The following is a 24,707-nucleotide window of genomic DNA, read 5'->3' as shown; positions in this document are numbered from 1 at the left end:
TTGACGAAGCCCTGAACCCTCGGGCCGACGATGACCGGGTCCGCGGCCGAGGGGGCCGCAGATCGATCGCACAAGGGGGTGTCATGACAAGACTGCTGTCGGGACGGGCGCTACTCGCCGTACTGGTCGTCCTGCCGACGCTGACCACCGTGGCGGCCGCGCCGGCGAGCGCCGCCGACGCGGCGAGGCCGGGGGCGCTCAGCGACGAACCGGTGGACCGGGAGATCGAGCTGGCCCGGCTCAGCTATCAGAACGGCGTTCGGGTGACCTTCACCCGGGACGCGGAGTCCGGCGACTGGGGCCTGCGGGAGGACGGTCAGGTCGAGCGCAACGGACCACTCGTCGACGACGCCGAGTCCGGCATGCTGGCGGCGTACCTGCGTAGCACGCCGGCGTCGGTGCCGGTGCCGCGGGAGTTGCTGGCGGAGCCGGCGCCGGGCACGCCGACCCCGCCGGAGCTGGCGGGCCGGAGCATCGCACCGTCGCCGGTCGTCGCCGACGACCTCGCGGTGCCCTCGTCCGGCGGTACGGCGGCGCGGGCCATCACCAGCTGCTGGGACCTGGCCTGGGACCCGTACCACTGGTTGGAGCTGCCCGGGTATCCCGTGCCGGCCTCGGTGCACCACCCGGCGAAGACCTACTACTCGGCCGACTTCACCGGCCGGGCGATGTACGCGCACAGTCTCCTGACCAACTGCACCGGAGGCAACGCCGCCCGGCACCGCATCTACTACCGGAAGGTCAACGGCGACTACGTGAAGCACCACGACTTCTTCGTGCCCTCCTGGCACTGGCAGAAGGTGACGAAGGGTTCGGTGCACCGCTACCGGGCGGTGCTCTACGACGGCGCGTGGGGCGACACCCGCAACGGCAAGTACACCGGCTGACGGCACGGATCTCCGTCTCCGGTGGGCAGCTGTCCGGCTGCCCACCGGAGACGCCCCCATCAGCGAGACCGCCCGGTTGCCGGTCGCTCTCACTCCCAGCGGAAGAGCAGACCCGCCACCACGGCACCCAGCACGACCGTGCCGCCGAGACCGAGCAGGTGGGCGGCCTCGACGGCGGTGCCGGCCGAGGCGGCCGAGAGCGCCTCGACGGCGGCACCGAAGGGCAGCCAGGCACCGATCTCGGCGAGCGGCTCGGGCAGCGCGTCCCGGCCGCCGAACATGCCGCCGAGGGCGCCGACGGCGAAGAAGATGACCAGACCGATGGCGACGGCCGAGTTCGGGGTGGGCGCGACCGCGGCGACGATCATGCCGGTGGCGTACATCGCCGCCATCGCCAGGCCGAGCACGCCGAGCGCGGTCATGGCGTGGACGGGCGGGTTCGCGCCGAACACGACGAACGCGACGGTGAGCGCCCCCGCGATGCCGATGATCGTCTGGAGGAGACCGACGATCGCCTGCGCGGCGAGGACCATGGCCGGTGAGGCGGGAGTGACCGCGAGCCGGCGCAGGATGCCACTGCGTCGGTAGTAGGCGAGGAAACTAGGCATGTTGATGATGCCGATCATGGCGACGACCATGGTGAGCACGATCGGCAGCACGAACACGTCAAGCGCCGTACGCCCGTTCACCACGACCTGGTCGGTCGCCGAGGCGGCGCTGGTCAGCAGGATCAGCAGCGGCAGGCCCAGCGGGACGATCAGCCCGGCGGTGTCCCGCATGACCATCTTCGCCTCGCAGCCGACGAGGATGAGCAGGGAGCGCAGCCCGGGGCGGTGCGCCGTGACGAGGGTGCTCATGCCGTCACCTCCAGGTCCTTGCCGGTCAACGCGACGAACGCGTCGTCGAGGTTCTCCGCGCCCGTTCGCGCGACGAGGCCCGTGGGGGTGTCGAGCGCGAGGACCCGGCCGGCGTCGATGACGGCGACCCGGTCACAGAGCCGTTCGACCTCCTCCATCGCGTGACTGACAAGCAGGATGGTCACCCCGTCGGCCCGCAGCCGCTCGATCGTGCCCCACATCCGCCGTCGGGCCGCCGGATCAAGCCCGGTGGTCAGCTCGTCGAGGATCACCACGCGGGGCCGTCCGGCCAGCGCCAGGGCGATCGAGAGCCGCTGCTTCTGACCGCCGGAGAGCTTCTCGAAGATGGTCCGCCGCTGCTCGGCCAGGTCGACCAGGTCCAGCAGTTCGTCGGTGGACCGGGGCGCGGGGTAGAAGCTGCGGTACAGGTCGATCAGCTCCGTGACGCGCAGGGCATGGTGCAGGTAGGCGTTCTGCAGCTGTACGCCGAGCACCTGCCGGAGCCGGGCCCGGTCGCGGCGCGGATCGAGGCCGAGTACGCGTACCCGCCCCCGGTCGGGACCGCGCAGCCCGGCGATCATCTCGACGGTGGTCGTCTTCCCCGCACCGTTGGTGCCGAGGATGCCCATCGTCTCGCCGCTGTCGACCCGCAGGCTCACATCGACGACCGCCTGGGTGCGGCCGTAGCTCTTGGCGAGGTTCTCGGCGAGGATGGCCGGCTCGGAACTGGTCATAACCGAACGCTACGGCCGAGGCCGGGACGAATCCTGTGCCGGAAGTAACCACCTGCGGCCATGACTTCCGGCACGGGTGACCGAGGTCGCGACCGGCCTAGAGTTGGGATCATGCGACGGATCGGCACGGAGGAGTGGTCGGGCCTCGCCATGCTCGTGGTGGCGGTCGCGGTCGCCGTACCCGGCCTGTTCGGCGCCGCCGAGCTGGTGATTCCGCAGGGCTTGTGGATCGCCCTCTTCGTTCTCTTCCTCTGCGCCCTGCTCGCCTCGTTGGCCGCGCCCGCGTCGGGCCGCTCGCGCCACGTGGTGTTCGGCGTGGCGGTCGTCGCCGCCTGGGCGCTCGTGCTCTCCGCGCGCCACCTGGGGCTGCTGCCGGTCCTGCTGGTCTTCACCGCCGCGGTGAGCGTCTACCTGGTCCCGCTCCGCGCGGGCCTGATCGTGGTCGGCCTCAACACGGCGGTGATCACCCTCGTCGCGCTGTCGGCCACCTCCGAGCCGGTGGAGCTGACCCTGACGGTGGGCTTCTACCTGCTCATCCAGTTGGCCTCGCTGCTCAGCTCGATCACCCTGCTGCGGGAACAGCGGATGCGCCGCGAACTCGCCGCGGCACACGTCGAGCTGACGGCGGCCGGCTTCCGGCTCGAGGAATCGGCCCGTACCGAGGAGCGCCTGCGGATCTCCCGGGAACTGCACGACCTGATCGGTCACCAGCTGACCGTGCTGACCCTCGAACTGGAGACCGCCCGGCACCTCGACGGCGCGGCGGCGCGGCGGCACGTGGAGCGCGCCGACCGGGTCGCCCGGGAACTGCTCGGCGACGTACGCAGCACCGTGGGGCAGCTGCGAACCGAGACTCCCGATCTCGAACAGGCGCTCCGCCGGATGGCTCGTGACCTGCCGGGCCTCGACGTGTCGATCGAGGTCTCGCCCAGGGTACGGGTGGACGAGGAGCGCGGCGCGGCGTTCGTCCGCGCGACGCAGGAGATCATCACGAACACGATCCGGCACGCCGAGGCGCGTCAGCTGCGGATCTCGGTCACCGGTGACGACGCCGGAACCGTTCTCGACGCCCGCGACGATGGGCGCGGCGCACGTAACCCGGTGTTCGGCAACGGGTTGCGCGGCCTCCGCGAACGATTCCAGGCCCTCGGCGGTGACCTGGCCGTCGAGGGTGACGGGGGATTCCGGGTGACCGCCCGGGTGCCGGCGGCATGACCCGCGTGGTGGTCGTCGACGACCAGACCCTCATCCGGCAGGGCATCCGTGGGCTGCTCGAGGTCGCCGACATCGACGTGGTCGGCGAGGCCGCCGACGGCCGGGCCGCGCTCGACGTCATCGAGCAGACCACCCCGGACGTGATCCTGCTCGACCTGCGGATGCCCCGCTTCGACGGCATCTGGACGATCGAGCAGCTGCGGGCCGCCGAGGTCGACATCCCGGTGCTGGTGCTCACCACGTTCGACGACGACGCGCTGGTGCTGGGCGCGCTCCGCGCGGGTGCCCGCGGCTACCTGCTCAAGGACGTGACACTGGCACAGCTGACCCGGGCCATCCACACGCTCGCCGAGGGCGGCACGCTCATCGCCCCGTCGATCACCGACCGGATGCTGCGGGCGATCCGCTCCGGACCCTCACCGGCCGGACCGGACGCGCCCGCCGCGCAGGGGCTCACCGAACGCGAGCAGGAGGTGCTGCGGCTGGTCGCGCACGGCTACAGCAACCGCGAGATCGCCGGAATCCTCTTCCTCGCCGAGGGGACCGTCAAGAACCACGTCTCCACGATCCTCACCAAGCTCGGTGCCCGGGACCGGACGAACGCCGTGCTCCGCGCCCTGCACGAGGGCATCCTGGATTAGCTCTCGGCGGCGGTCCTCCCGGGCCGGGCGCGCTCAGGCGGCCAGCGTGGCGTAGCGGCCGTTGCGGTCCAGCAGGCTGTCGTGGTCGCCGGCCTCGACGACCCGCCCGTGGTCGAGCACCAGGATGCGCGGGTCACGCAGCAGCGTACGGGCGATGGCCAGGCGCTGCTTCTCGCCGCCGGAGAAGCGGTGGCCGCGCGAGCGGGCGGCCCGCCGGGCCGAGGCGGACCGCTTCTTCGGCCACCTCGACGACGCCGACCGGGCCGAGTTGACCCGCATTCTGCGTACCCTGCGCGAATGATTCGCCGACTCCTGACCTGACTGTGGTCGACCGAGCCGAACCGTTAGGGTGTAGCCGTGGCCAGTTTCGCGGTTGGACTCCGTTCCGTCCTTCGACGTGAGCGACGCTTGGCTCGCCTGCGAGCCGTCCTCAACCGCCTGAGCTGACCACTTTCTGCGACCGGCGGATCGATCCGCCAGGTCTCCGTGGTCGTTGGTCGATCCGCGCTCCGAGCATTTTCCGGAAGATCCGCCTGCCTGCCGTGGGCGGATCGGAGCGAGATTGGCGTACCTTAATGGATCTTGAGAAGTTGTTGGCCGACCGGCTGGCCCCGGCGTTCTCGGCGGTGGCCGGCGGACCGGTCGACCCGGTCGTGCGGCGGTCCCAGCACGCGGACTACCAGTCCGACGCGGCACTGTCCCTGGCGCGTCGGCTCGGCCGCCCGCCACGGGACGTCGCCACCGAGGTACTCGACCGGGCGGAGTTGACGGACCTCTGCTCGGCCGTGGCGGTGTCCGGTCCGGGTTTCATCAACCTGACGGTCGCCGACCCGGCACTCGGCCCCCTGCTGTCGGCGATGGCCGCCGACGACCGGCTCGGCGTCGCGCCCAACGCCGCGCCCGAGACGGTGATCGTGGACTATTCGGCGCCGAACGTGGCCAAGGAGATGCACGTGGGGCACCTCCGGTCGACAGTCATCGGCGACGCCGCCGTACGGCTGCTGACCTGGCGCGGGCACCGGGTGATCAAGGCCAACCACCTGGGGGACTGGGGCACCCCGTTCGGGATGCTCATCGAGCACCTGCTCGACCTGGGCGAGTCGGCGGCCGTCCACGAGCTGTCCGTTGGTGACCTGGACTCGTTCTACAAGGCGGCCCGGGTCAAGTTCGACGCCGACGACACGTTCAAGGAACGGGCCCGGCTACGGGTGGTCGCCCTGCAGGGCGGCGACGAGCTGACCCTGCGGTTGTGGCGGCTGCTGGTCGCCGAGTCGGAGAAGTACTTCCTCACCGTCTACGACCAGCTCGGAGTCCTCCTCACCGAGCAGGACTTCTGCGGCGAGAGCTACTACAACGACATGCTCGCCCCGGTCACCGACGAGTTGGACCGGCTCGGGTTGCTGCGCGACAGCGGCGACGCGGCCTGCGTCTTCCCGGACGGCTTCACCGGCCGCGACGGGCAGCCGTTGCCGATCATCGTGCGCAAACGCGACGGCGGGTACGGCTACGGCGCCACCGACCTCGCCGCGATCCGCCACCGCATCCGGGACCTCGGCGCGACCCGGCTGCTCTACGTCGTCGGGCTGCCGCAACGGCAGCATTTCGAGATGGTGTACGCGGTCGCCCGGCAGGCCGGCTGGCTCAGCCCACCGGCGACGGCCGAACACGTCGGCTTCGGCTCCATCCTCGGCCCGGACGGCAAGATGCTGCGCAGCCGGACCGGCGGCTCGATCAAACTCGTGGAACTGCTCGACGAGGCGGTGACCAGGGCCGCCGAACTGGCCCGGCAGAAGAACCCCGACCTGCCCGAGGCGACCGTCGCCGAGGTCGCCCGCGCGGTAGGCATCGGCGCCATCAAGTACGCCGACCTCGCCACCGACCGGATCAAGGACTACGTCTTCGACTGGCAGCGGATGCTCTCCCTCGACGGCAACACCGCCCCGTACCTCCAGTACGCCCACGCCCGGATCCGCTCCATCTTCCGGCGCGCCGGCATAACGGAGTTCACCGCCGGCACGATCTCGATCGGGCACCCGGCCGAGCACGCACTCGCCCTCGAACTGGCCAACTTCGACACCGTCGTCACCGGCGTCGAGCGAACCCTGGAGTTCCACCGGCTCGCCGGCTACCTGCACACCCTCGCCGCCACCTTCAGCGGCTTCTACGAACACTGCCCGGTGCTGCGCGCCGACGACGAGGTACGCGACAGTCGGCTGGCTCTCTGCGACCTCACCGCCCGGGTCCTGCACCGAGGACTGCACCTGCTCGGCATCGCCACGCCGGACCGCATGTAGCCGTCGGGCGCGAACCACGATGGCGCCGATGCTGCGCCGGCCGCCACCAAGGCTGGCGTGGCGGCGGGTGGCAGACTCGTCGGGGTGAACGAGGTGGCCGCGTCGCCGGTGGACGGCGAGTTGGAGAGTGTCAGTCTGGTGGACCTCGCGGTCTCCCGGCTGACCCGGGAGCTCCTCAGCGGCAAGAGCGACCCGGGCGAACGCCTGGTGGAGGAGCAGCTCACCCGGCGGCTCGGGATCAGCCGGGCACCCCTGCGGGAAGCGCTGCGGTTGCTGGCCCAGCAGGGGCTGGTCGAGCACATTCCCCGGCGCGGGGTCCGGGTCGCCACGCTCTCCGACCGGGACGTACGAGAGCTGTACGAGCTGCGTGACGTGCTGGAGCGGTTCGCGGTACGAACGGCGGTCCCGGTCCGGCGGGAGAGCGACCTCGCCGGGCTGCGGGCGGCGCTGGACCAGCTGCGGGAGGCGACCCGGGCCGGTGATCGGCTGGCCGTCGCCGAGTCACACCGGACGTTCCACGTGGCGCTGGTGGGGCTCGCCGGCAACCGGCAGCTCTCCGCGGTGTACGACTCGATCCTGGTGAAACTACAGCTCTACATGGCGATCAACCTGCGGCGCGAGGCGGAGACGGCGCAGCCGCTGGACGGGGTGCACCGGCACGAGCGGCTCTTCGAGGCCGTCGCCGGGGGAGACCCGGAGGCGGTGCTGGCCGTGCTCTCCGGGCACGGGGCGCGCTCGTACCTCAAGTAGCAGTGCGGCCTGCGCGGCCGGGTGACGCCGGATCGTGCGTCATCGCGTCGTTACATTCGGCGCGTTTCCCCGTAACGGGACTGTCGACAATCGACTGTATGCCAGAGCGGATCGGATCGGTTTCGCAGCTGCGGTCGGCGTACCTCCACGCTGGACTGACCCCCGTCGAGCTGGTCGAACGCGTCCTGGCCGGGTTGGCGGGGCGGGACGGGGGACCGGTCTGGATCAGCACCCTCTCGGCCGGGTACCTGCGCGCCCGGGCCGAGTCGCTGACCCGCGACGGCGACCCGGTCACGCTGCCGCTGTACGGCATCCCGTTCGCGGTCAAGGACAACATCGACGTCGCCGGGCTGGTCACCACGGCCGGCTGCCCGGAGTTCGGCTACCGGGCCGTCGAGGACGCGCCCGTGGTACGCCGACTGCTCGACGCCGGTGCGCTACTCATCGGCAAAACCAACCTGGACCAGTTCGCCACCGGGCTGACCGGTGCCCGTTCGCCGTACGGCAGCTGCGAGAGCGTCTTCGGCGGCGGTCTGATCTCCGGCGGCTCCAGCTCCGGCTCGGCGGTCGCGGTCGCCGCCGGCCAGGTCTGCTTCGCCCTGGGCACGGACACCGCCGGCTCCGGTCGGGTGCCGGCGGCGCTTAACGGGATCGTCGGCCTGAAACCCACCCGGGGCCTGCTCAGCACGGCCGGGGTGGTGCCGGCCTGCCGCTCGTTGGACTGCGTCTCGATCTTCGCCACCGACGTGGCCGGCGCACTGGCGGTGCTGCACGTCGCCCGGGGCGTCTCGGCGGCCGATCCCTGGGGGCGGTCGCTGCCGGTGGAGCGGGTGGTAGCCCGCATGCCGGGGACGCTACGCCTCGGCGTGCCCCGGGCCGAAGACCTCGAGTTCTTCGGCGACGCGGGGCAGGCGGTCCGGTTCGCCGCCGGGGTTCAACGGCTGCGCGATCTGGTCGCACAGACCCGTCAGGTGCCGCTGGCCGCCTTCACCGAGGCGGGCGACCTGCTCTACCAGGGGCCCTGGGTGGCCGAGCGGCTGACCGGGCTGGACGGATTCCTCCGGGCACACCCCGAGGCGGTCCTGCCGGTCACCCGGGCCGTGCTGGAGACCGGGCGGCGCTACACCGCGATCGACGCCTTCCGGGGCTGGCATCGGCTGCGCGAACTGCGGGCCCGGATCGACAAGCTCTGGCAGGAGATCGACGTGCTGGTGGTGCCCACCGTCGGCACCACCTTCACGCTCGACGAGATCGCCGAGGACCCGATCGGGCGCAATGCGATGCTCGGCCGCTACACCCAGTTCGCGAACCTGCTCGACCTGGCCGCGGCGACCGTGCCGAACGGGTTCACCGCCGCCGGCCGCCCGGCGAGCCTGACCCTGGTCGGCCCGGCCTTCACCGACACCACCCTGGCCCAACTCGCCGCCGCTTTCGGCACCGGGCCCACTGCCGGCGGCACCGGGTTTCCCGCCGACGGCAGCGAATCCGTCGAGGACGGGGAGCATCCGCTCGCCGCCGCACAGCTGACCCCGGGAGGAGAGCGATGATGGGCCGGATCGGGCCGGTGACGGCGAACCCCTATCCCTGGCCGTACGACGGCGCGGCCGACACCGCGCGTACCGCCCTGCTCTGCATCGACTGGCAGACCGACTTCTGCGGGCCGGGTGGCTACGTCGACGCGATGGGCTACGACATCGGGCTGACCCGGGCCGGCCTGCCGGCCACCGCCCGGCTGCTGGCACACGCCCGATCGCTCGGCATGCTTGTCGTGCACACCCGGGAGGGGCACGATCCGGACCTGTCCGACCTGCCGCCGAACAAGCGTTGGCGCTCGGCCCGGATCGGTGCCGAGATCGGCGCGGCCGGCCCATGTGGTCGGATCCTGGTCAAGGGCGAGCCGGGCTGGGAGATCGTGCCCGAGGTGGCTCCGGTGCCCGGCGAGGTGGTCATCGACAAGCCGGGCAAAGGCGCCTTCTATGCCACCAACCTCGACCTGGTGCTGCGTACCCGGGGCATCACCCATCTGATCCTCACCGGCATCACCACCGACGTCTGCGTACACACCACCATGCGGGAGGCGAACGACCGGGGCTACGAGTGCATCATCCTCTCCGACTGCACCGGCGCCACGGACAAGGGCAACCACGACGCGGCGCTGCACATGGTGACCATGCAGGGCGGCGTCTTCGGCTGCGTCGCCACCTCCGAGGACGTCATCGCCGCCATCAGCTGAATGAGGTGAGCCATGTTGACCATCGCCGCCGCGCGGCCCTCCCCGTACACCTTCGAACCCTCGACCACGGCGCTGCTCGTCATCGACATGCAGCGCGACTTCCTGGAACCCGGCGGCTTCGGCGAGAGCCTGGGCAACGACGTGGGCCAGTTGCGGCGGACCATCGCGCCGCTGGCGGTGCTGTTGGCCGGCGCCCGCGCTGCGGGCCTGACCATCGTGCACACCCGCGAGGGGCACCTGCCCGACCTCTCCGACTGCCCGCCGGCCAAGCTGAACCGGGGCGCACCGAGCATGCGGATCGGCGACCCCGGACCCAAGGGACGGATCCTGATCCGGGGCGAGTACGGCCACGACATCGTCGACGAACTCGCGCCGCTGCCCGGCGAGCCGGTCGTCGACAAGCCGGGCAAGGGCGCCTTCCACGCCACCGGACTGGCCGGGCTGCTCGCCGAACGGAAGATCCACAGCCTGCTGGTCACCGGGGTCACCACCGAGGTGTGTGTGCACACCACCGTCCGGGAGGCAAACGACCGCGGGTACGAGTGCCTCGTGCTCGCCGACTGCGTCGGGTCCTACTTCCCCGAGTTCCAGCGGGTCGGGCTCGACATGATCGCCGCCCAGGGCGGGATCTTCGGCTGGGTGGCCGACTCGACGGACGTGCTCGCCGTGCTGCCCACCACCCCCGTGTTGCAACCCTCCTGCTGACCGGGAGCAGCCATGGTTTCCACCAGGTCCACCGCCGTCGGGCTCCCGTACTGGGTGCGCGGCGACACCAACGCGTTCTTCGGGTTCGGCGTCAACGTCCTGGTCAACGTGCTCACCCTGACCGGGCTCTGTGTCTTCGTGGTGAACCTGCCCGAGCGGGAGGTGTTCGGCACGATCCTGCCGGCGCTCGGCATCGCCCTGGTCGCCGGCAACATCTACTACACCTACCTGGCCCGACGGCTGGCCCGCCGGGAGAACCGCAGCGACGTGACCGCCCTGCCGTACGGGCCGAGCGTGCCGCACATGTTCATCGTCATCTTCGTCATCATGCTGCCGATCTTCCTGCGTACCGGCGATCCGCTCCGGGCCTGGGAGGCCGGGCTGGCGTGGGCCTTCATCATCGGCGTGATCGTGCTGATCGGCGCGTTCGTCGGCCCGTACATCCGCCGGTACACGCCACGGGCGGCGCTGCTCGGCACGCTGGCCGGCATCTCCATCACCTTCATCTCGATGAACCCGGCCGGCCAGATGTGGCGGCTCGCCTGGATCGCCCTGCCGGTCTTCGCACTGCTGCTGATCGGTCTGCTCACCGACGTCAAGTTGCCGTTCAACTTCCCGATCGGGCTTGCCGCCCTGCTGCTCGGCACCGCGATCGGCTGGCTCGGCGGAGCGATGTCGGTGCCGGACGTCACGGCGGCGGCGCGGGACATCGCATTCGCCTTCCCCAGCTTCCAACTCGACCTGCTCTGGCGCGGGCTCGCCGACATGGCGCCGCTGCTGGCCACCGCGATCCCGCTCGGCGTCTACAACTTCACCGAGGCGATGACAAACGTGGAGAGCGCGGCCACCGCCGGGGACAGCTACAACCTGCGCAGCGTCCTGCTCGCCGACGGTGCCGGTGCGGTGATCGGCTCCGCCCTCGGCTCGCCGTTCCCACCGGCGGTCTACGTCGGCCATCCGGGCTGGAAGGCCGCCGGTGGGCGGAGCGGCTACTCGATGGCGACCGGGATCGTCATCGCGCTGCTCTGCTTCCTCGGCATGTTCTCCCTGCTCGGCGCGATCTTCCCGACCGCGGCGATCGTGCCGATCCTGCTCTACATCGGCCTCCTGATCGGCGCGCAGGCCTTCCAGGCCACGCCCCGGGCCCACGCGGCGGCGGTGGTGGCCGCGCTGATCCCCAACATCGCGGCCTGGGCGACCGGGCAGATGAACAACGTGCTGGCGGCGGCGGGCACCACTGCGGCCCAGGTCGGCGACGAGGCCCTGGCCAGCGCCGGGGTGGTCTACGACGGCCTGCGCATCCTCGGTGAGGGCGCCATCCTGGCCGGCCTGGTGCTCGGCGCGATCGTCGCGTTCATCATCGACAAACGCTTCGCCCAGGCGGCCATCTTCGCCGGCTCGGGGGCGCTGCTCGCCTTCATCGGCCTGATCCATGGCGAGGAGGTCCGGTGGAACGCCAACGGGCAGGTCGCGCTCGGCTACCTCTTCGTCGCGGTGATCTGCGCGATCTTCGCGCTCGGCAAGTATCCGCCCCGGAGCCCCGAGCCCGAGGAGATCGAGCTGGACCGCCAGCACGGCGCGGCCGACCCCGAGCCGGCTCCGGCCGCCTCCGCGCCGGTTTCGGCCGATCCCGCGCCGGTTTCGGCCGATCCCGCGCCGGTTTCGGCCGATCCCGCGCCGGTTTCGGCCGATCCCGCGCCGGTTTCGGCCGCCTCCGCGCCGGTTTCGGCTGACCCGGAGGCGGGCCGCTCCGCCGACCGGGGGCCCGTCTCCGCATGACCGGAACCGGAGGGGATCGTATGGAGATCGACCGGTCGGACGTGTTCGCCGAGGTGACGGCGGCCTTCGCCGGCTACGAGCAGGCCCTGGTCGACGGGGATCCGGACCGGATCTGCGGATACTTCTGGGACTCCGACCGGACCGTACGCTTCGGCATCGCCGACCACCAGTACGGCCTCGACGAGCAGCGCAAGTGGCGCGCCGCACAACCCCCGCTGCCACCCGGCCGCCGGCTGGTCGACCCCGTGATCACCACCTTCGGCCCGGACCTCGCGGTGGTCACCACCCGATTCGGGTACGCCGGCACCGCCGCCACCGGCCGACAGACCCAGACCTGGGTACGCCTCCCGGCCGGCTGGCGCATCGTCACCGCCCACGTCTCCGAACCGCTGACCGACTCCTCCCGTTGACCATGAGCTCCTCCCGTTGACCATGAGGTTGACGGCAGCCTGGAGATCAACGACTGCCGCCAACCTCATGATCAACGCCGAGATGGGGCGGCTAGAAGCCGAGGGCTGACCGGCCGCCGACCACCGGTAGGCGTAGCTCGCTGTGGTGGGGGGCGATCCGCAGTTCGGTGCCGCCCAGCGGCAGCAGGGTGTGCGCCTGGTCGGTGGAGAAGACCACCACACCGATCCGGTGACCGGCCGGGAAGACGTAGTCCTTCGGCTCCAGGGTCCACCGGAAGTCGTACAGCTTGCCCTGCTTGACGGGCTGGGTGCGGGCGGCGCCTGTGCGGTTCTGCGGGTCCATCCAGCCCCGGGTCACCACGGTCGGCGTGCCGGTCGGGCCGTAGTCGACGAGGTAGGCGGTCAGGTTCGCGCCCGGCTTGTTGTCGATCGCCATCCGCAGCCGCATCTCCGGGCGCCCGGAGAAGCGGACCTCGTCGGTCAGGGCGGGGGAGCGGTAGACGAGTCGGTGCGGGTTCGCCGCGTCCGGGCCGGCGACCAGCGTGCTCGGCGCGATGGTGCGTCCCTCGTCGACAAAGCGCTGCTCGACCTTGGTCTTCGGCGCTTTGCGGGAGGTGAGCGTGCCGGGGGCGGTGGCGTCGGCGGCGGCCAGGTGCAGCGCGACCGGGCGGGCGGCCGGATCGGGCCAGTTGCGGTAGGTGGTGTAGACCCGGTCCTCCCGCTGCACCACAGCGGTCGGCTCGTCCATGATGCCGTTGCGGACGTTCCACAGCCAGTAGTCGAACCAGCGGTTCTCGGTCTGCTTCCAGGTCCAGGTGCGGCCGTCGGGCAGGGTCACCGAGGCGGTGTTGCCGGGGCCGCCGTGCCCGCCCTGGTGCAGCCAGAGCTTGCGCGGCACGTTCCGCTTGGCCAGCGCGTCCCACCAGCCGGCGAAGTGCTCGGTGCGGACGTTCCAGTCGTTGAGGCCGTGCACCACCAGGACGCTGGCCTTGACCTTCTTTGCGTCGAGGTAGTCGCGGTCCTGCCAGAACTTCGAGTAGTCGCCGGTGACCCGGTCCTGCCGGGCGGTCAGCTCGGCGATCTCGTCCGCGCAGGCGCCCTCGGCACGGGCCCGGCCGGCGGTGTACTGGGCCAGGATGTCGGCGTCCTCGCCCTGGTATCCGCCGGGCGCGACGACCAGGCCGTTGGCCCGGTAGTAGTCGTACCAGCTGCTGATCGCGGCGACCGGCACGATGGTCCGCAGCCCCTCGACCCCGGTGGTGGCCACCTGGTTGGGCAGCGTGCCGTTGTAGGAGACGCCGGTCATGCCGACGGCGCCGGTGGTCCAGTCGGCGGTCACCGGCGCACCTGTGGCGTCGTACCCCTTCGCCCGGCCGTTGAGCCAGTCGATCACGGCCTTGGTGCCGAGCGTCTCGGCCTGGTCGCCGCTGGTCGGGCAGCCGTCCGAGTCGCCGGTGCCGACTGACTGGCCGAGCACCACCGCGTAGCCGCGCGGCACGTAGTAGTCGTCCAACTGGCCGGGCAGGTTGGCCTTCGCCACCGCGCGCTGCGCCCCGACGTCGGCGGCCCGGGCCCCGGAGCGGCCGGTCAGGCCGTTCTGCGGCAGCTCGTCCACAAGCACGCTCGGGTACGGCACGTCACCCCAGGTGCCCTTGCGGTACGGGCTGTGCTCGAAGATGACAGGCACCTTGAAGCCGTCCGTGGCGGTCTCCCGGGGGCGGGAGATGTCGATCGCCACCCGGTCGCGCCTGCCGTCGCGGTCGGTGTCCACCGGGGTCTCCACGTAGACCCGCTCCTCGATCGCGTCGGCGAGCGAGAAGACCGGCTGGGTCATGCCGTCGCTGACCACGATGCCTGGTGACGTGCTCGCTGCGGGCGTGGCCGCGGCCGGACTCGGGGCCGCGGCCAGCGCCAGGGCACTGGAGAGGCCGACACCTAACAGGGCCGGAAGGCGGGGTCGACGCACGGGGGTTTCCCTTCGGTCGGGTGCACGGCCGGGGTCGGCCGAGTGGTCGAAGATCAATGTGTCCACATGCTATGCCCGACATCGAAGGTGTTGAAGGCCCTCAGCCCATGGACTTGGCACCGTCGATGGCTTCCCGGATGATGTCGGCGTGGCCGGCGTGCTGCGACGTCTCGGCGATGATGTGCAGCAGCACCCGGCGCGGCTCCCGGGCGGTGTTGCGCAGCAGGAAACGGTGCTGCTGCAACGCGCCCAGCAGGTCTGCGCGCTCGGGCGTCAGCGTTGCCTCGGCCATGACGGCCCCCTCTTCGTCGGCGTTGCCCGGACGCTATCGGCCGCCACCGACATTCGACTGCGGCGAGCGCGCCTGCCCGAGTGCCGCCGTCAGTCGCCGCGTCACCGGCGCGGTTTCCTCAGTCGGGGCGACCGCGAAGACGAACCGGTCCGGTCGCAGCAGGACCGTGCCGCAGCAGTGCCGGCGCAGCCAGGCGCTTATCGTCCCGTCGGTGTCGACGACGTCCACCCGGTCGCCGTCGGGCTCGCCGGGCGGCAGGCTCGCCGGCTCGGTGCCGGCCGGATGCACCACCACGCTACGCAGCGGCAGCCCCGACGGACCGGGCAGGTCGGCCGGGACACCGGTGGTGAGCAGCGCGAAGCCGGTGCCGAGCACCTCGTCGAGCAGGACCGGCGTGGTCGAGCCCGCGACGATCACCCGGGGTTGGGGGAACATCGTCCCCACCGGACCGTCGCGCCGCCCGTCGGCGAACAGACCCCGGTCGTACGCCGGCAGTGGCTTGAACTCGAAGCTGCGCACGAACCGGCGTACCCGGGGCACGGTCTGCACGGCCCGTAGCGCGAGGTCCCGCAGCCAGGCCGCGCGGCGGTCGCGGGCCAGGAAGACCCTGCCGAGACGCACGCTGGTCTGCGCCATCGCCGCAGTGTGCGGACGCCGCTCCAGCTCGTACGTGTCGAGCAGTCCCGGGTCGGCCCGACCGGACAGCACCAGATCGAGTTTCCAGGTCAGGTTCGCCGCGTCGCGCAGCCCGCTGCACAGCCCCTGGCCGAGGAAGGGCGGCATCTGGTGTGCGGCGTCGCCCAGCAGGAAGACCCGCCGCTCCCGCCACCGTCGCGCGATCAGGTGGTGGAAGGTGTAGACCACCGCGCGGGTGACGGTGAACCGCGCCGGATCCACGTACGGCTCGACCAGCGCGGCGATCCGCCCCGGCCGGGTTATCTCGGCCTCGGTCTCGCCGGGGTGCAGCATGAACTCCAGGCGGTAGCTGCCCCGGGCACCGGGGGAGACGAAGGCGGGCCGCCGCCAGTCGCAGACGAAGGTGGTGTGCTCGCCCCGGATCGCGTCCGGCGGCACGTCACCGGAGAGCGCCAGCCACGGCTCGGCGTAGCTCGCCCCGGCCAGCGGGATCTCGACGGCGGTTCGGGTGGTGCTGCGCGCCCCGTCGCAGCCGAGCACGTACCTGGCCCGTACCGGCAGCGACTCGTCGGTGCGTACGTCCCGCAGGACCAGGTGCACCTCGTCGTCCTCCTGCCGAAGGCTGACCAACTCGGTGCCGAGGCGCAGCTCGACATGGTCGAACCGGTCCAGGCCGGTGCGGAGGGTCTGCTCCAGCAGCGGCTGGTCGAAGAAGTTCAGCGGCGCGTGTCCGAAGCCGAAGTCGACCTCGGCGAAGGCGATGGTGGCGAAGACGTCGCCGCCGGCGTTGACGTAGTCGGCGCGCGACGGTTGATGCAGGTCGCCGACGATCCGGTCGAGCAGGCCCGCCTGCTGGTAGATGCGCAGGGCCTCGTCGTCGCAGGAGAACGCCCGGGGCTGACCGTGCGGCGTGGTGCTCCGCTCGACCACAAGCGTCCGTACGCCGCGCAGGCCGAGCAGGTTTGCGGTCACCGCGCCGACCGGGCCACATCCCACGACGACGACGTCGACCTCCTGCACCGCGGCGTGCGGCGACGGCTGGGCCGGATCCATGACTTTCCTCCGTTGCCGGGCGGCCCGGTGGCACACCGGGCCCAGTGCTGCTGACGACGACCAGGACAGCAGGCGACTGTGGAGGCCCCGTGGAGGATGTGTTGAGGCGGTGGTCAGCCGAAGCGGGGAAGCAGCAGGCCGGCGCCCTGCCGGGCGGCGATTCGGGCCCCGACGGCCAGCGCGGCCGGATCGTCGCGGGCCAGCCCGCGTACCCGGTGCAGTTCGGCGGCGAGGACCGACTCGCCGAGCCGTTCCGCCACGCTCAGGCCCTCCTCGGCCAGGGCCGCCGCGGTGGCGCGATCACCCGCGGCCAGGTACGCCTCGGCCATCCCGCTCAACGTGACGGTCCGGGTGGCCCGCAGCCCAGGGCGGTAGATGCCCGCCATCGCGGCGCGCATCGCCGGAAGCCGGTGGTGTTCGCCGCCACGGGCGGCGGCCCATTCGAGAAAGAACCCGCCGGTGGTGACGAAGTGCGGCAGGCCGTTCGCCGTGCCGATGTCCCGGCAGCGCCGTGCCGCGTCGCGGACCGTCGGCACGTCCCCTTCCTGCATCCCCATCCAGGCGGCGAAGAGTGCCGCGTTCGCCCGCCCGTACGGATCGTCGAGCCGCTCGGCGAGCAGTTCGGCCTCCACGATGTCCTGCCGGGCGGCGGTCGTGTCACCGCGCAGCGACCTGACCAGGGCCCGGAAGTTGTGGGCGGCAAGTACCGGCAGCCGGCCGACCTGCCGGCCGAGCAGCCGTGGATCCACCAGCCGCAGTCGGTCGATCGCGGTGGTGAGCCGCTCGTCGGCCGACGCCAGTGCTCCGGTGAAGTAGCCGACCACGCCGAGCAGATAGTCACCGGCCGCGGCGTACAGGCCCATGCCGTCGTCGTCCGCGCGCACCAGCCGGCCGGCCAACTCGGTGCAGACCGCGAAGTCGGCCTGGTTGGCCGCCAGTTCACCGAGCGCCCAGAGCGCGGGCCGGATGTCCGTCTCCGGGCCGACGAGCGTCAGCAACTGCCGGGCCCGGGCGCACACCTTGTCCACCGCATCGGCGCCGACTCCCACGGTCATCTGCAACAGGGCGGCACGGTGCAGTTGGACGGCGAGTTCGGTCTGCGCCGCCGACGGTGATCCGGCGGCGAGCGGTGCCAGCCTGAGCGCGGCGCGGTCCAGGTGGCCGACGGCATCCTCGTAGGCGAATCGTCGGGTGGCGTCGTCGGCCGCCGCGAGCGACCACCTCAGCTGGTCCGGGCCGTGGCCGAGCCCGACTGCCCGCCCGTAGTGGTGCGCCAACTCGGCCGGGGCGACACCGCCGGCCCGCTCGTAGGCGGCGGCCAGTCGGGCGTGCAGCGCGGCGCGGCGCGGCGGGAGCAGTTCGGCGTAGGCGACCTCGGCGAAGAGCGGATGGCGGAAGCGCACCGCGCCCGGACCGCCCTCCAACACCAGGGCCGCCGTGTAGGCCGCCGTCAGCCCGGCGGCGATCGCCGCCACCGGTACGTCCAGGACCTCGGCCATCGTGCTCGCGTCGAGGTCGCGACCGGCCACGCCGAGCAGGTCGAGGCAGTCGCGGGCCGCCTCGGGCAGCGCACCGAGGCGCAGCCGGACGGTGTCCCGGATGCTCGGCGGCAGCTCCGCAGCGGTGGGCTCGGCGGGTGAGCGGATCAGTTCGGTGATGTAGAACGGGTTGCCGCCGGTGCGGTTCACCAGGCGGGCCACCAGCTCTTCCGCCGGCCGTTCACCGGTCTGCCGGCAGACCAGGTCAGCCACCGCGCCGGCGGTCAGACCGGCCAGCCGCAGCTGGCCGAAGCCGGGCCCGCGGGCGAGTTCGGCCACCGTCGCAAGCAGCGCCGGATCATGTTCGTACGGGCGCAGGGTGACCAGGACGAGGGCCCGGGTACCCGGCAGCGCCGAGGCGAGGAACCGCAGCAGCAGTAGCGAGTCCGGGTCGGCGGCGTGCAGATCGTCCAGGACGACGAGCAGTCCGGCCGGGGCGGCTGCCGCCCGGAGGAGTTCCGCCACGGCCTCGTACGCCTGGAAGCGCGCCATCGGGTCGGGCTCCGTGCCGCCGGCCGGGCCGGGCAGCGGGCCGGCCGCGAACCCGGCCAGCCCGGGTGCCGACCCGGTGCCGCCCGTCTGCGGCATCGCCGCGAGCGTCCGGACCACCTGACGCCACAGCCAGAACGGCGGCGGCTGCCCGACGTCGGGGCAGTGCCCCCAGACCACCGGCACGTCGTCGGCGGCGGCGCGGGCGCTGAGCGCGGTGGCGAGGCTGGTCTTGCCGATCCCCGGTTCGCCCACCACCGCGACGCTCCGGCCACTGCCACCGATCGCCTCGGTCAACGCCGCCACCAGCCGGTCCAGCTCACCACCCCGGCCCACCAACGGGACCGGCCCGCCGTCGGACACCGGCCGGTCGACGCTGTCGGTCGGGCCCGGCCCGGCCGACGTGGCGGTGGCGGTGGTCGTGGTAGCCGGCACGGCCTGGTCCAGGATGAGGCGGTGCAGGTCGCGCGTCTCCCGACCGGGATCGATCCCGTACTCGCCCGCCAGGATCCGCCTGCCCTCGTCGAAGACCGCCAGCGCCTCGGTCTGCCGGCCGCAGCGGTAGAGCGCCAGCATCAGCTGGGCGCGGGCGGCCTCGCGCACCGGGTTCGCCGTCACGAACTGGCGCAGCTCGGCGAGGACCGCCGCGTGCCGCCCGGCGGCGACGGCCGCGCCGAAGCGCCCTTCCTCGGCGATCAGCCGCAGCTCCGTCAGCCGGGCCGCCTCGGGGCGTACCGCGTCCCGGTCGGCCACACCGGTGAACGGCTCACCCCGCCAGAGCGCCAGCGCCTCGCCGTAGCCGCGTTCAGCGCTCGCCGGATCGCCGGCCGCCAGCGCGCTCGCCGCCGCGTCGACCAGCCGTCGGAACCGGACCGCGTCGATGGTGTCGGCGTCGACGAGTAGCTCGTACCCCCTGGGGTGGCTGCGCAGGACGCGGGCCGGCTGGCGGTGGACGCGGTGCGGTTCCACGGCTCGTCGCAGGCCCGCCACGTACGTCCGCAGGGTGATGTCGGCGCTGGCCGGCGGCCGGCCGTCCCAGAGCGCGTCGACGAGCCAGTCGGTGGCGACGAAGCGGTTCGGTCGCAGCAGGAACAGCGCCAGCAGCGCACGCTGTTTCGGTCCGCCGATCGGCACCGGCCGGCCGTCGCGGACGACCTCCGGCGGTCCCAGCACCCGGAACTGCACGCCACCACCACAATGTCCGGCCCCATCTGGCCGGGCCGAGTATGCCAGTCACCGGCAAGCCGGCCGCGCCTCCACAGCCGGCGCTAGCTCCCGCTGGCCAGCGCGTCGCGCATCCGGTTGATCTCGACGCTCTGCTCCACCACGACGCTGCTGGCCATCTCGTTGACGATGCCGTCGGTGCCGAGCGAGAGCACCTCGTTGGCCATGGTGATCGCGCCCTGGTGGTGGTCGGTCATCATGGCGACGAACATCCGGTCGAACTCCGCGCCGCGAGCGGCGGTGAGCCGGTTCAGCGCCTCCGCCGACTGCATGCCGGACATGGTGTGCCGGTGGTCGCCGCCGGACTCGCGGTTCAGGCCCCGCTCGGCCAGCCAGCCCTCCAGGAACTTGATCTCCGGTTCCTGGGCCGCCAGGATCCGGTCCGCGATGCTCTTGAGCTGTGTGTTCTCGCCCCGATCGGCCACCAGTCGGGCCATCACCAGGGCCTGTTCGTGGTGCGGGATCATCATCGCGACGAAGCGGATGTCGGCGTTGTTGTGTGGCTGCCGCGGCAGGGCCGACACCTCGTTCGCCGCGGCGGTCTTTGCCGGCTCACCGGGGCGGCCGGGCATCAGCACCGGTGCGGTGGAGTCCGGCAGGCCGGGCAGCTCGATCGAGGCCGACGGGCTCGCCGTCGCCACCGGCTCCGCGTCGTCGTCGGGCAGCCAGAACAGCACTGCGGCTCCGACGGCCAGCACCGCCAGCACCGCCAGCTCGATCAGTACGACCGGCCGCGACTGACGGAGAGACCGCCGGATCGGTACACCTAGCACAACTGCCTCCCGCCATGGGACCGAGGTTGGCCGGGATCGTAGCGCGGTCCGAGGATATGACAGCAGGGGTCGGCGGCGGCGAAAAGATGTCATTGGTCGTTCCTGCGGTTATTCGTGTTCCCGGTGTTGCCTAATCGTGATCCAGGCTCTGCGACAGCTGTGATCCAAATCACAATGAACTGCTCGCAGCCCAGGTTATGGTCCCGCTACCCCCGTTTCACCCACGACGAAGGGTGTTCCTACATGTCCCAACCAACCCCACGAGGGAGACGGAGGCTGGTCCTCGGTCTGGCCGCCACCGGCGCCCTTCTCCTCAGCACCGTCGCGGCGGCACCGGCGAGCGCCGCCGCTAACGAGATCCCGGGCGTTGACGAGATCGTCAGCAGTCCGAACCTCACCCAGATCGCCAACGTCCCGAAGTTCGGCGCGTTCGCGAACGAGTCGTCGTACAACAGCGACCTGGCCTTCCAGGGCGACTACGTGTTCGCCGGCAACTACAACGGGTTCAACATCTTCGATGTCAGTGACCCGGCCTCGCCGCAGGTGGTCAGCCAGGTCGTCTGTCCGGGCTCCCAGGGTGACCCGTCGGTCTTCGGCAACCTGCTCTTCCTCGCGGTCGACGCGGTTCGCAGCGACGACTCGTGCAGCAGCGCGAGTGGCTCGGTGTCGAACGCGGCGCACTGGGAGGGCGTCCGGATCTTCGACATCAGCGACAAGGCCAACCCGCAGTACATCAAGTCGGTTCGCACCGACTGCGGGTCGCACACCCTGACGCTGGCGCCGAGCAAGGACGGCAAGGACGTCTACGTCTACGTCCAGTCGTACGGCCCGCCGTCGAACGGCAGTGGGGCGTACTGCAAGCCGCCGCACGACAAGATCTCCATCATCAAGACGCCGCTGGCCGACCCGACCAGCTCCGCCGTGGTCGCCACCCCGGTCCTCTTCCCGGACGGCGGCAACACCAACACCAGCGGTTGCCACGACATCACCGTCTACCCGGACCTGGACCTCGCGGCCGGTGCCTGCATGGGTGACGGGGTGCTGATGGACATCTCGGACCGGGAGAGCCCGGTCATCCTGAGCCAGGTCCGGGACACGAACTTCGCGTTCTGGCACTCGGCCACGTTCAACAACGCCGGCACCAAGGTGCTCTTCACCGACGAACTCGGTGGCGGCAGCGGCGCCATCTGCACCGCCAACTACCGGACCAACCAGGGCGCGAACGCGATCTACGACATCGTGGGCTCGGGTGCCGACCGGCAGCTGGTCTTCAAGAGCTACTTCAAGATTCCGCGGCTGAACAGCCCTCGGGAGAACTGCGTCGCCCACAACGGCTCGCTGATCCCGGCGATGGGCCGCGACATCATGGTGCAGGCGTGGTACCAGGGCGGCATCTCGGTGATCGACTTCACCGACTCGGCCAACCCGGTCGAGCTCGCCTACTGGGAGCGGGGTCCGCTCTCGGAGACCCGGTCCATCCTCGGTGGATCCTGGTCGACGTACTGGCACAACGGGTACATCTACTCCAACGACATCCAGAAGGGCCTGGACGTCCTGAAGCTGGACGACCCGCGTACCAACAACGCGCGGGCGATCGCCTTCGAGGAGCTGAACGTCCAGACGCAGCCCAGCTACCCGGCCTGCACCACCGTCCTGCGTGGTCGGCAGAACGGTAGCCTGACCATCAAGTCCGGCATCACCTGCTTCGACGGGGTGAGCCAGAACGGCGCCATCAAGGTCAACCCGGGCGCCGGTCTGATCGTCTTCAACTCGAGCCTGAACGGCTCGGTCAGCGCGGCCGGCGCCTCCGTGGTGTCGATCGTGGAGAGCAGCGTGAACGGTTCGGTGGACGCCCCCGGCGCCACCATCCGGGACAGCAAGGTCAGCGGATCGGTGCGGAGCTGATCCGTACCCCCGCTTGACCGCACCGAAAGCTCCGGCCCGGCGGCCTCCGCCGGGCCGGAGCCCTGTATATGGCTAGCCGGTCGGTCAGCCCCGGCAGAGCGGGACGTCGGGCTCGACAACGGTGCGGTTGACGATGTCCGCGTTGACGAAGTCCGCCTCCTTCGGGATCTTCACCCCCAGCGTGTGCTCGATGGCCTTGGTCAACGGTCCGGAGACGCTGATGCCCTCACCGGCGCGTACGGTAAGCACCAGCGTGGATCCCCGGCACTTGACCGCCGGTCCGGCCAGCGGCAGGCCCACCCGACCGGCCGCCGAACCGTTTGTCAACCCCAGCGAGGCCACCACGCCGACGAAGGGGCCCGCGCCCGCCACCGGCAGCCCGAGCAGCAGTCCGAAGCGGAACTCCGCGGCCACCACGATCGCCTCGACGCCGATCGACACGCCGCGCAACGACTGCATGATGCTCTTCTGTACGGAGAACTTGGGCGTGAGCACCGAACCCTCGTAGCCGATCGGGCCGTCGAGACCCCACCGGCCGGTCGCCGAGATGTTGCCGTTCCTGGCGGTGAACGCCGTCTGGACGAGGAACTTGAACGTCTGCTTGAGGGTCGCCGGGAAGCCACCGATGAGGATCGGCTGCGTCACCTCGATCGGGAACTCGATCCTGGCCTTCTTGTTGTCGCTCAACCCGCCCTGCGCACCGGCGGCGATGGTGACGGCGAGGCCGTGGACCCCGTCGATCCGGAACCGGGGCTGCGGGATCACCCCGTTTGTCACCTTCAGCTGGCCTGACAACCGGAGGTTCCTGACCAGCAACTGGATGTCGAAGTCGACCTTGAGTCCGGACGCCGCCGTGGCGTGCCCGGCCGTCAGGCCCAGCTTCGAGTTGTCCTTGTAGGCGGTGACGTCCCAGTCACCGACCTTCCGTTCGACGCGGTCGGTCGCACCCTCGGCACCGGGGGCACGGGCCGGTCCGAGGGCGATCGGCGGCACGGCGATCCGGAGGTCGGGCCGACCGCTCGCCCGGTCACCGAGCCGGATCGCGTTGCCGCCGTCCGGGCCGGTCCCATTGCGACCCAGCCGGATCGCGTTGCTGCCCAGCCCGGTGGCCTCCGCCGCGTCGGGCAGCACCGGCGTGGCGGGGGCGGCCTCCTCGACCACCTCACCGAGCAGGTCGGGAAGCGGGTCGAACGCCTGCGTCGTCAGGTCGAGTGACTGGTCGAAGGTGATCTGCGCGTCCCGCACCACGTCGTTCAGGCGTACCGGAGCCAGGGTGACCGCCCGGTCGCCGCCGGACTTCTCCACCCGCACCACCCGGCCGAGCGCCTCGCTGGTGGCAAACATGATCTTTCCTGGGCGTACCTCGTCCACGCCTGCGGCGTCGCCGTCGATGACGTACGTGAAGCCGTCCTCGCTTACCGAGCGGATGGCCCGGCCGCCACCCTCCACGAGCACCACGTCCGGCTGGTAGACCACGGAGTCATCCGGCTTCGGGGCGTACCCGTACCGGTCGTCGCTGGCGCCGGAACCGGGCAGAGGGACCTTGCTGCACCCGGCGGTCAGCACGACCAGGCAGGTCAGGGTCATGCCGGTGCCGATCCAGCGGCGTACGGCGGTCGCGCCGACACGGCCACCACCGGGCCGGGGCGGAGAGGAATCTCGGGACATGCCCCGACGCTAGATCGCGCGGACCGCCGCCGAATCCGGCGTTTCCCTACCCATCACGATCCGTCGTTCGTCCGTCGCGGGTTTCGCCGTACCCGGCCGGGGCATGTCGAACCTACGAACACATCAAGAGGCGAACAAGCGCGACATCAAGGGCCGGTCCTCGATGTCAAAGGCCGAGCTGGAGAAGGCTTCTCCCGCTAGCCAGGCCGTGATGTCCCACCCGGCCACTAGCCTGACGGCATGCAACAGGCTGTGTCCCGTGGGAACCGCGATGGCTGACGCCGACGACGTCCGGCGCCTGGCCCTGGCGCTGCCCCAGGTGGTGGAGATCGACAGCGACGGCTTCGACTTCCGGGTCGCCGACAAGGGTTTCGTCTGGTCCTATCCCGAACGCCAGCCGGGCAGACCGCGGGTCATCCGCACCGACATCGCCGTGCTCTACGTCGGTGACGAGGCCGAGAAGCAGGCGTTGCTGCTGGGCGAGCCCGAGAAGTTCTTCACCACGCCCGGTTACGACGGGTTGCCCCTGGTCATGCTCCGGCTCGCGGAGGTGGACGTCGACCGGCTCGAAGAGCTGGTGACGGACGCATGGCGGATGCGGGTCCCCGAGTCCATCTCCGGCCGGTGACCGCTCCCGCTCCGCCCGGCGGCCCGGTCC

At 71.4% G+C, this 24,707-nt stretch carries 18 protein-coding genes and 3 pseudogenes; 12 read left to right on the top strand and 9 right to left on the bottom strand.

Going from position 1 to position 24,707, the window contains the following annotated elements; all coding sequences use genetic code 11:
- The first annotated feature begins 83 nt into the window (after window positions 1–83).
- Window positions 84–887, top strand: coding sequence for a hypothetical protein (locus AC507J_RS12890; protein WP_496289368.1), 804 nt, complete (start codon window positions 84–86; stop codon window positions 885–887).
- 89 nt (window positions 888–976) lie between these two features.
- On the opposite strand, the gene AC507J_RS12885 is transcribed toward AC507J_RS12890, so the two are convergent.
- Both AC507J_RS12885 and AC507J_RS12880 read right to left on the bottom strand, forming a co-directional pair.
- Entirely contained in the window at window positions 977–1,744 is a 768-nt protein-coding gene (locus AC507J_RS12885; RefSeq protein ID WP_496289367.1) for an ABC transporter permease, read from the bottom strand.
- Window positions 1,741–2,478, bottom strand: coding sequence for an ABC transporter ATP-binding protein (locus AC507J_RS12880; RefSeq protein WP_496289366.1), 738 nt, complete (start codon window positions 2,476–2,478; stop codon window positions 1,741–1,743). The genes AC507J_RS12885 and AC507J_RS12880 overlap by 4 nt, the downstream gene beginning before the upstream one ends.
- A gap of 111 nt (window positions 2,479–2,589) precedes the next feature.
- On the opposite strand from AC507J_RS12880, the gene AC507J_RS12875 reads away from it, so the two are divergent.
- Both AC507J_RS12875 and AC507J_RS12870 read left to right on the top strand, forming a co-directional pair.
- On the top strand, window positions 2,590–3,693 hold the full coding sequence (locus AC507J_RS12875) for a sensor histidine kinase (RefSeq protein WP_496289365.1): 1,104 nt from the start codon (window positions 2,590–2,592) through the stop codon (window positions 3,691–3,693).
- Window positions 3,690–4,334: a response regulator gene (locus AC507J_RS12870; protein WP_496289364.1), complete on the top strand. Its 645-nt coding sequence runs from the start codon at window positions 3,690–3,692 to the stop codon at window positions 4,332–4,334. Before AC507J_RS12875 ends, AC507J_RS12870 begins: the two co-directional genes overlap by 4 nt.
- A 33-nt stretch (window positions 4,335–4,367) precedes the next feature.
- Here AC507J_RS12870 and AC507J_RS12865 read toward each other — a convergent pair.
- A pseudogene (locus tag AC507J_RS12865) lies at window positions 4,368–4,535 on the bottom strand (ATP-binding cassette domain-containing protein); the annotation flags it as partial.
- Between the two features lie 374 nt (window positions 4,536–4,909).
- Between AC507J_RS12865 and argS the strand changes: the two are divergent.
- The 7 genes from argS to AC507J_RS12830 all read left to right on the top strand — a co-directional run bounded on the left by argS (window position 4,910) and on the right by AC507J_RS12830 (window position 12,505).
- A complete protein-coding gene (argS, locus tag AC507J_RS12860; RefSeq protein ID WP_496289363.1) occupies window positions 4,910–6,628 on the top strand; it encodes an arginine--tRNA ligase in 1,719 nt (572 codons plus the stop codon).
- 84 nt (window positions 6,629–6,712) lie between these two features.
- Entirely contained in the window at window positions 6,713–7,378 is a 666-nt protein-coding gene (locus AC507J_RS12855; protein WP_496289362.1) for a GntR family transcriptional regulator, read from the top strand.
- A gap of 98 nt (window positions 7,379–7,476) precedes the next feature.
- Window positions 7,477–8,925, top strand: coding sequence for an allophanate hydrolase (gene atzF, locus AC507J_RS12850; RefSeq protein WP_496289361.1), 1,449 nt, complete (start codon window positions 7,477–7,479; stop codon window positions 8,923–8,925).
- Window positions 8,922–9,611: a biuret amidohydrolase gene (gene biuH / locus AC507J_RS12845; RefSeq protein WP_496289360.1), complete on the top strand. Its 690-nt coding sequence runs from the start codon at window positions 8,922–8,924 to the stop codon at window positions 9,609–9,611. Before atzF ends, biuH begins: the two co-directional genes overlap by 4 nt.
- Window positions 9,612–9,623: 12 nt before the next feature.
- Window positions 9,624–10,316 carry a cysteine hydrolase family protein gene (locus AC507J_RS12840; protein ID WP_496289359.1) on the top strand — a complete coding sequence of 231 codons (693 nt, stop codon included), beginning with the start codon at window positions 9,624–9,626 and terminating at the stop codon, window positions 10,314–10,316.
- Between the two features lie 12 nt (window positions 10,317–10,328).
- Complete coding sequence (locus AC507J_RS12835) at window positions 10,329–12,095, top strand: permease family protein (protein WP_496289358.1); 1,767 nt, start codon at window positions 10,329–10,331, stop codon at window positions 12,093–12,095.
- Between the two features lie 20 nt (window positions 12,096–12,115).
- Entirely contained in the window at window positions 12,116–12,505 is a 390-nt protein-coding gene (locus tag AC507J_RS12830) for an AtzH-like domain-containing protein (protein ID WP_496289357.1), read from the top strand.
- A 91-nt stretch (window positions 12,506–12,596) separates the two neighbouring features.
- On the opposite strand, the gene AC507J_RS12825 is transcribed toward AC507J_RS12830, so the two are convergent.
- The 5 genes and pseudogenes from AC507J_RS12825 to AC507J_RS12805 all read right to left on the bottom strand — a co-directional run bounded on the left by AC507J_RS12825 (window position 12,597) and on the right by AC507J_RS12805 (window position 20,476).
- Window positions 12,597–14,471 (bottom strand): Xaa-Pro dipeptidyl-peptidase, encoded by a 1,875-nt coding sequence (locus tag AC507J_RS12825; protein WP_496289356.1) that lies wholly within the window; start codon window positions 14,469–14,471, stop codon window positions 12,597–12,599.
- A gap of 100 nt (window positions 14,472–14,571) precedes the next feature.
- Window positions 14,572–14,685: pseudogene (locus AC507J_RS12820) on the bottom strand (mycothiol transferase); the annotation flags it as partial.
- Between the two features lie 111 nt (window positions 14,686–14,796).
- On the bottom strand, window positions 14,797–16,452 hold the full coding sequence (locus tag AC507J_RS12815) for a bifunctional 3-(3-hydroxy-phenyl)propionate/3-hydroxycinnamic acid hydroxylase (protein ID WP_496289355.1): 1,656 nt from the start codon (window positions 16,450–16,452) through the stop codon (window positions 14,797–14,799).
- Between the two features lie 113 nt (window positions 16,453–16,565).
- Window positions 16,566–19,664: an ATP-binding protein gene (locus AC507J_RS12810; protein ID WP_496289354.1), complete on the bottom strand. Its 3,099-nt coding sequence runs from the start codon at window positions 19,662–19,664 to the stop codon at window positions 16,566–16,568.
- A gap of 83 nt (window positions 19,665–19,747) precedes the next feature.
- Window positions 19,748–20,476: a DUF305 domain-containing protein gene (locus AC507J_RS12805; RefSeq protein ID WP_496289353.1), complete on the bottom strand. Its 729-nt coding sequence runs from the start codon at window positions 20,474–20,476 to the stop codon at window positions 19,748–19,750.
- A gap of 243 nt (window positions 20,477–20,719) precedes the next feature.
- On the opposite strand from AC507J_RS12805, the pseudogene AC507J_RS12800 reads away from it, so the two are divergent.
- A pseudogene (locus AC507J_RS12800) lies at window positions 20,720–22,102 on the top strand (LVIVD repeat-containing protein); the annotation flags it as partial.
- 363 nt (window positions 22,103–22,465) lie between these two features.
- Here AC507J_RS12800 and AC507J_RS12795 read toward each other — a convergent pair.
- Window positions 22,466–24,049: a hypothetical protein gene (locus AC507J_RS12795; RefSeq protein ID WP_496289352.1), complete on the bottom strand. Its 1,584-nt coding sequence runs from the start codon at window positions 24,047–24,049 to the stop codon at window positions 22,466–22,468.
- Between the two features lie 271 nt (window positions 24,050–24,320).
- Here AC507J_RS12795 and AC507J_RS12790 point away from each other — a divergent pair, with 271 nt between their 5' ends.
- Entirely contained in the window at window positions 24,321–24,677 is a 357-nt protein-coding gene (locus tag AC507J_RS12790) for an MmcQ/YjbR family DNA-binding protein (protein WP_496289351.1), read from the top strand.
- Window positions 24,678–24,707: the final 30 nt, after the last annotated feature.

Source organism: Micromonospora sp. PRAS1, assembly GCF_059553435.1.
This window is presented reverse-complemented; position numbering and strand designations above follow the sequence as displayed.

Coding starts and splice junctions, on each gene's coding strand:
- AC507J_RS12890 (WP_496289368.1), top strand. CDS start 84: ATGACAAGACTGCTGTCGGGACGGGCGCTACTCGCCGTACTGGTCGTC.
- AC507J_RS12885 (WP_496289367.1), bottom strand. CDS start 1,744: ATGAGCACCCTCGTCACGGCGCACCGCCCCGGGCTGCGCTCCCTGCTC.
- AC507J_RS12880 (WP_496289366.1), bottom strand. CDS start 2,478: ATGACCAGTTCCGAGCCGGCCATCCTCGCCGAGAACCTCGCCAAGAGC.
- AC507J_RS12875 (WP_496289365.1), top strand. CDS start 2,590: ATGCGACGGATCGGCACGGAGGAGTGGTCGGGCCTCGCCATGCTCGTG.
- AC507J_RS12870 (WP_496289364.1), top strand. CDS start 3,690: ATGACCCGCGTGGTGGTCGTCGACGACCAGACCCTCATCCGGCAGGGC.
- argS (WP_496289363.1), top strand. CDS start 4,910: ATGGATCTTGAGAAGTTGTTGGCCGACCGGCTGGCCCCGGCGTTCTCG.
- atzF (WP_496289361.1), top strand. CDS start 7,477: ATGCCAGAGCGGATCGGATCGGTTTCGCAGCTGCGGTCGGCGTACCTC.
- biuH (WP_496289360.1), top strand. CDS start 8,922: ATGATGGGCCGGATCGGGCCGGTGACGGCGAACCCCTATCCCTGGCCG.
- AC507J_RS12840 (WP_496289359.1), top strand. CDS start 9,624: ATGTTGACCATCGCCGCCGCGCGGCCCTCCCCGTACACCTTCGAACCC.
- AC507J_RS12835 (WP_496289358.1), top strand. CDS start 10,329: ATGGTTTCCACCAGGTCCACCGCCGTCGGGCTCCCGTACTGGGTGCGC.
- AC507J_RS12830 (WP_496289357.1), top strand. CDS start 12,116: ATGGAGATCGACCGGTCGGACGTGTTCGCCGAGGTGACGGCGGCCTTC.
- AC507J_RS12815 (WP_496289355.1), bottom strand. CDS start 16,452: ATGGATCCGGCCCAGCCGTCGCCGCACGCCGCGGTGCAGGAGGTCGAC.
- AC507J_RS12795 (WP_496289352.1), bottom strand. CDS start 24,049: ATGTCCCGAGATTCCTCTCCGCCCCGGCCCGGTGGTGGCCGTGTCGGC.
- AC507J_RS12790 (WP_496289351.1), top strand. CDS start 24,321: ATGGCTGACGCCGACGACGTCCGGCGCCTGGCCCTGGCGCTGCCCCAG.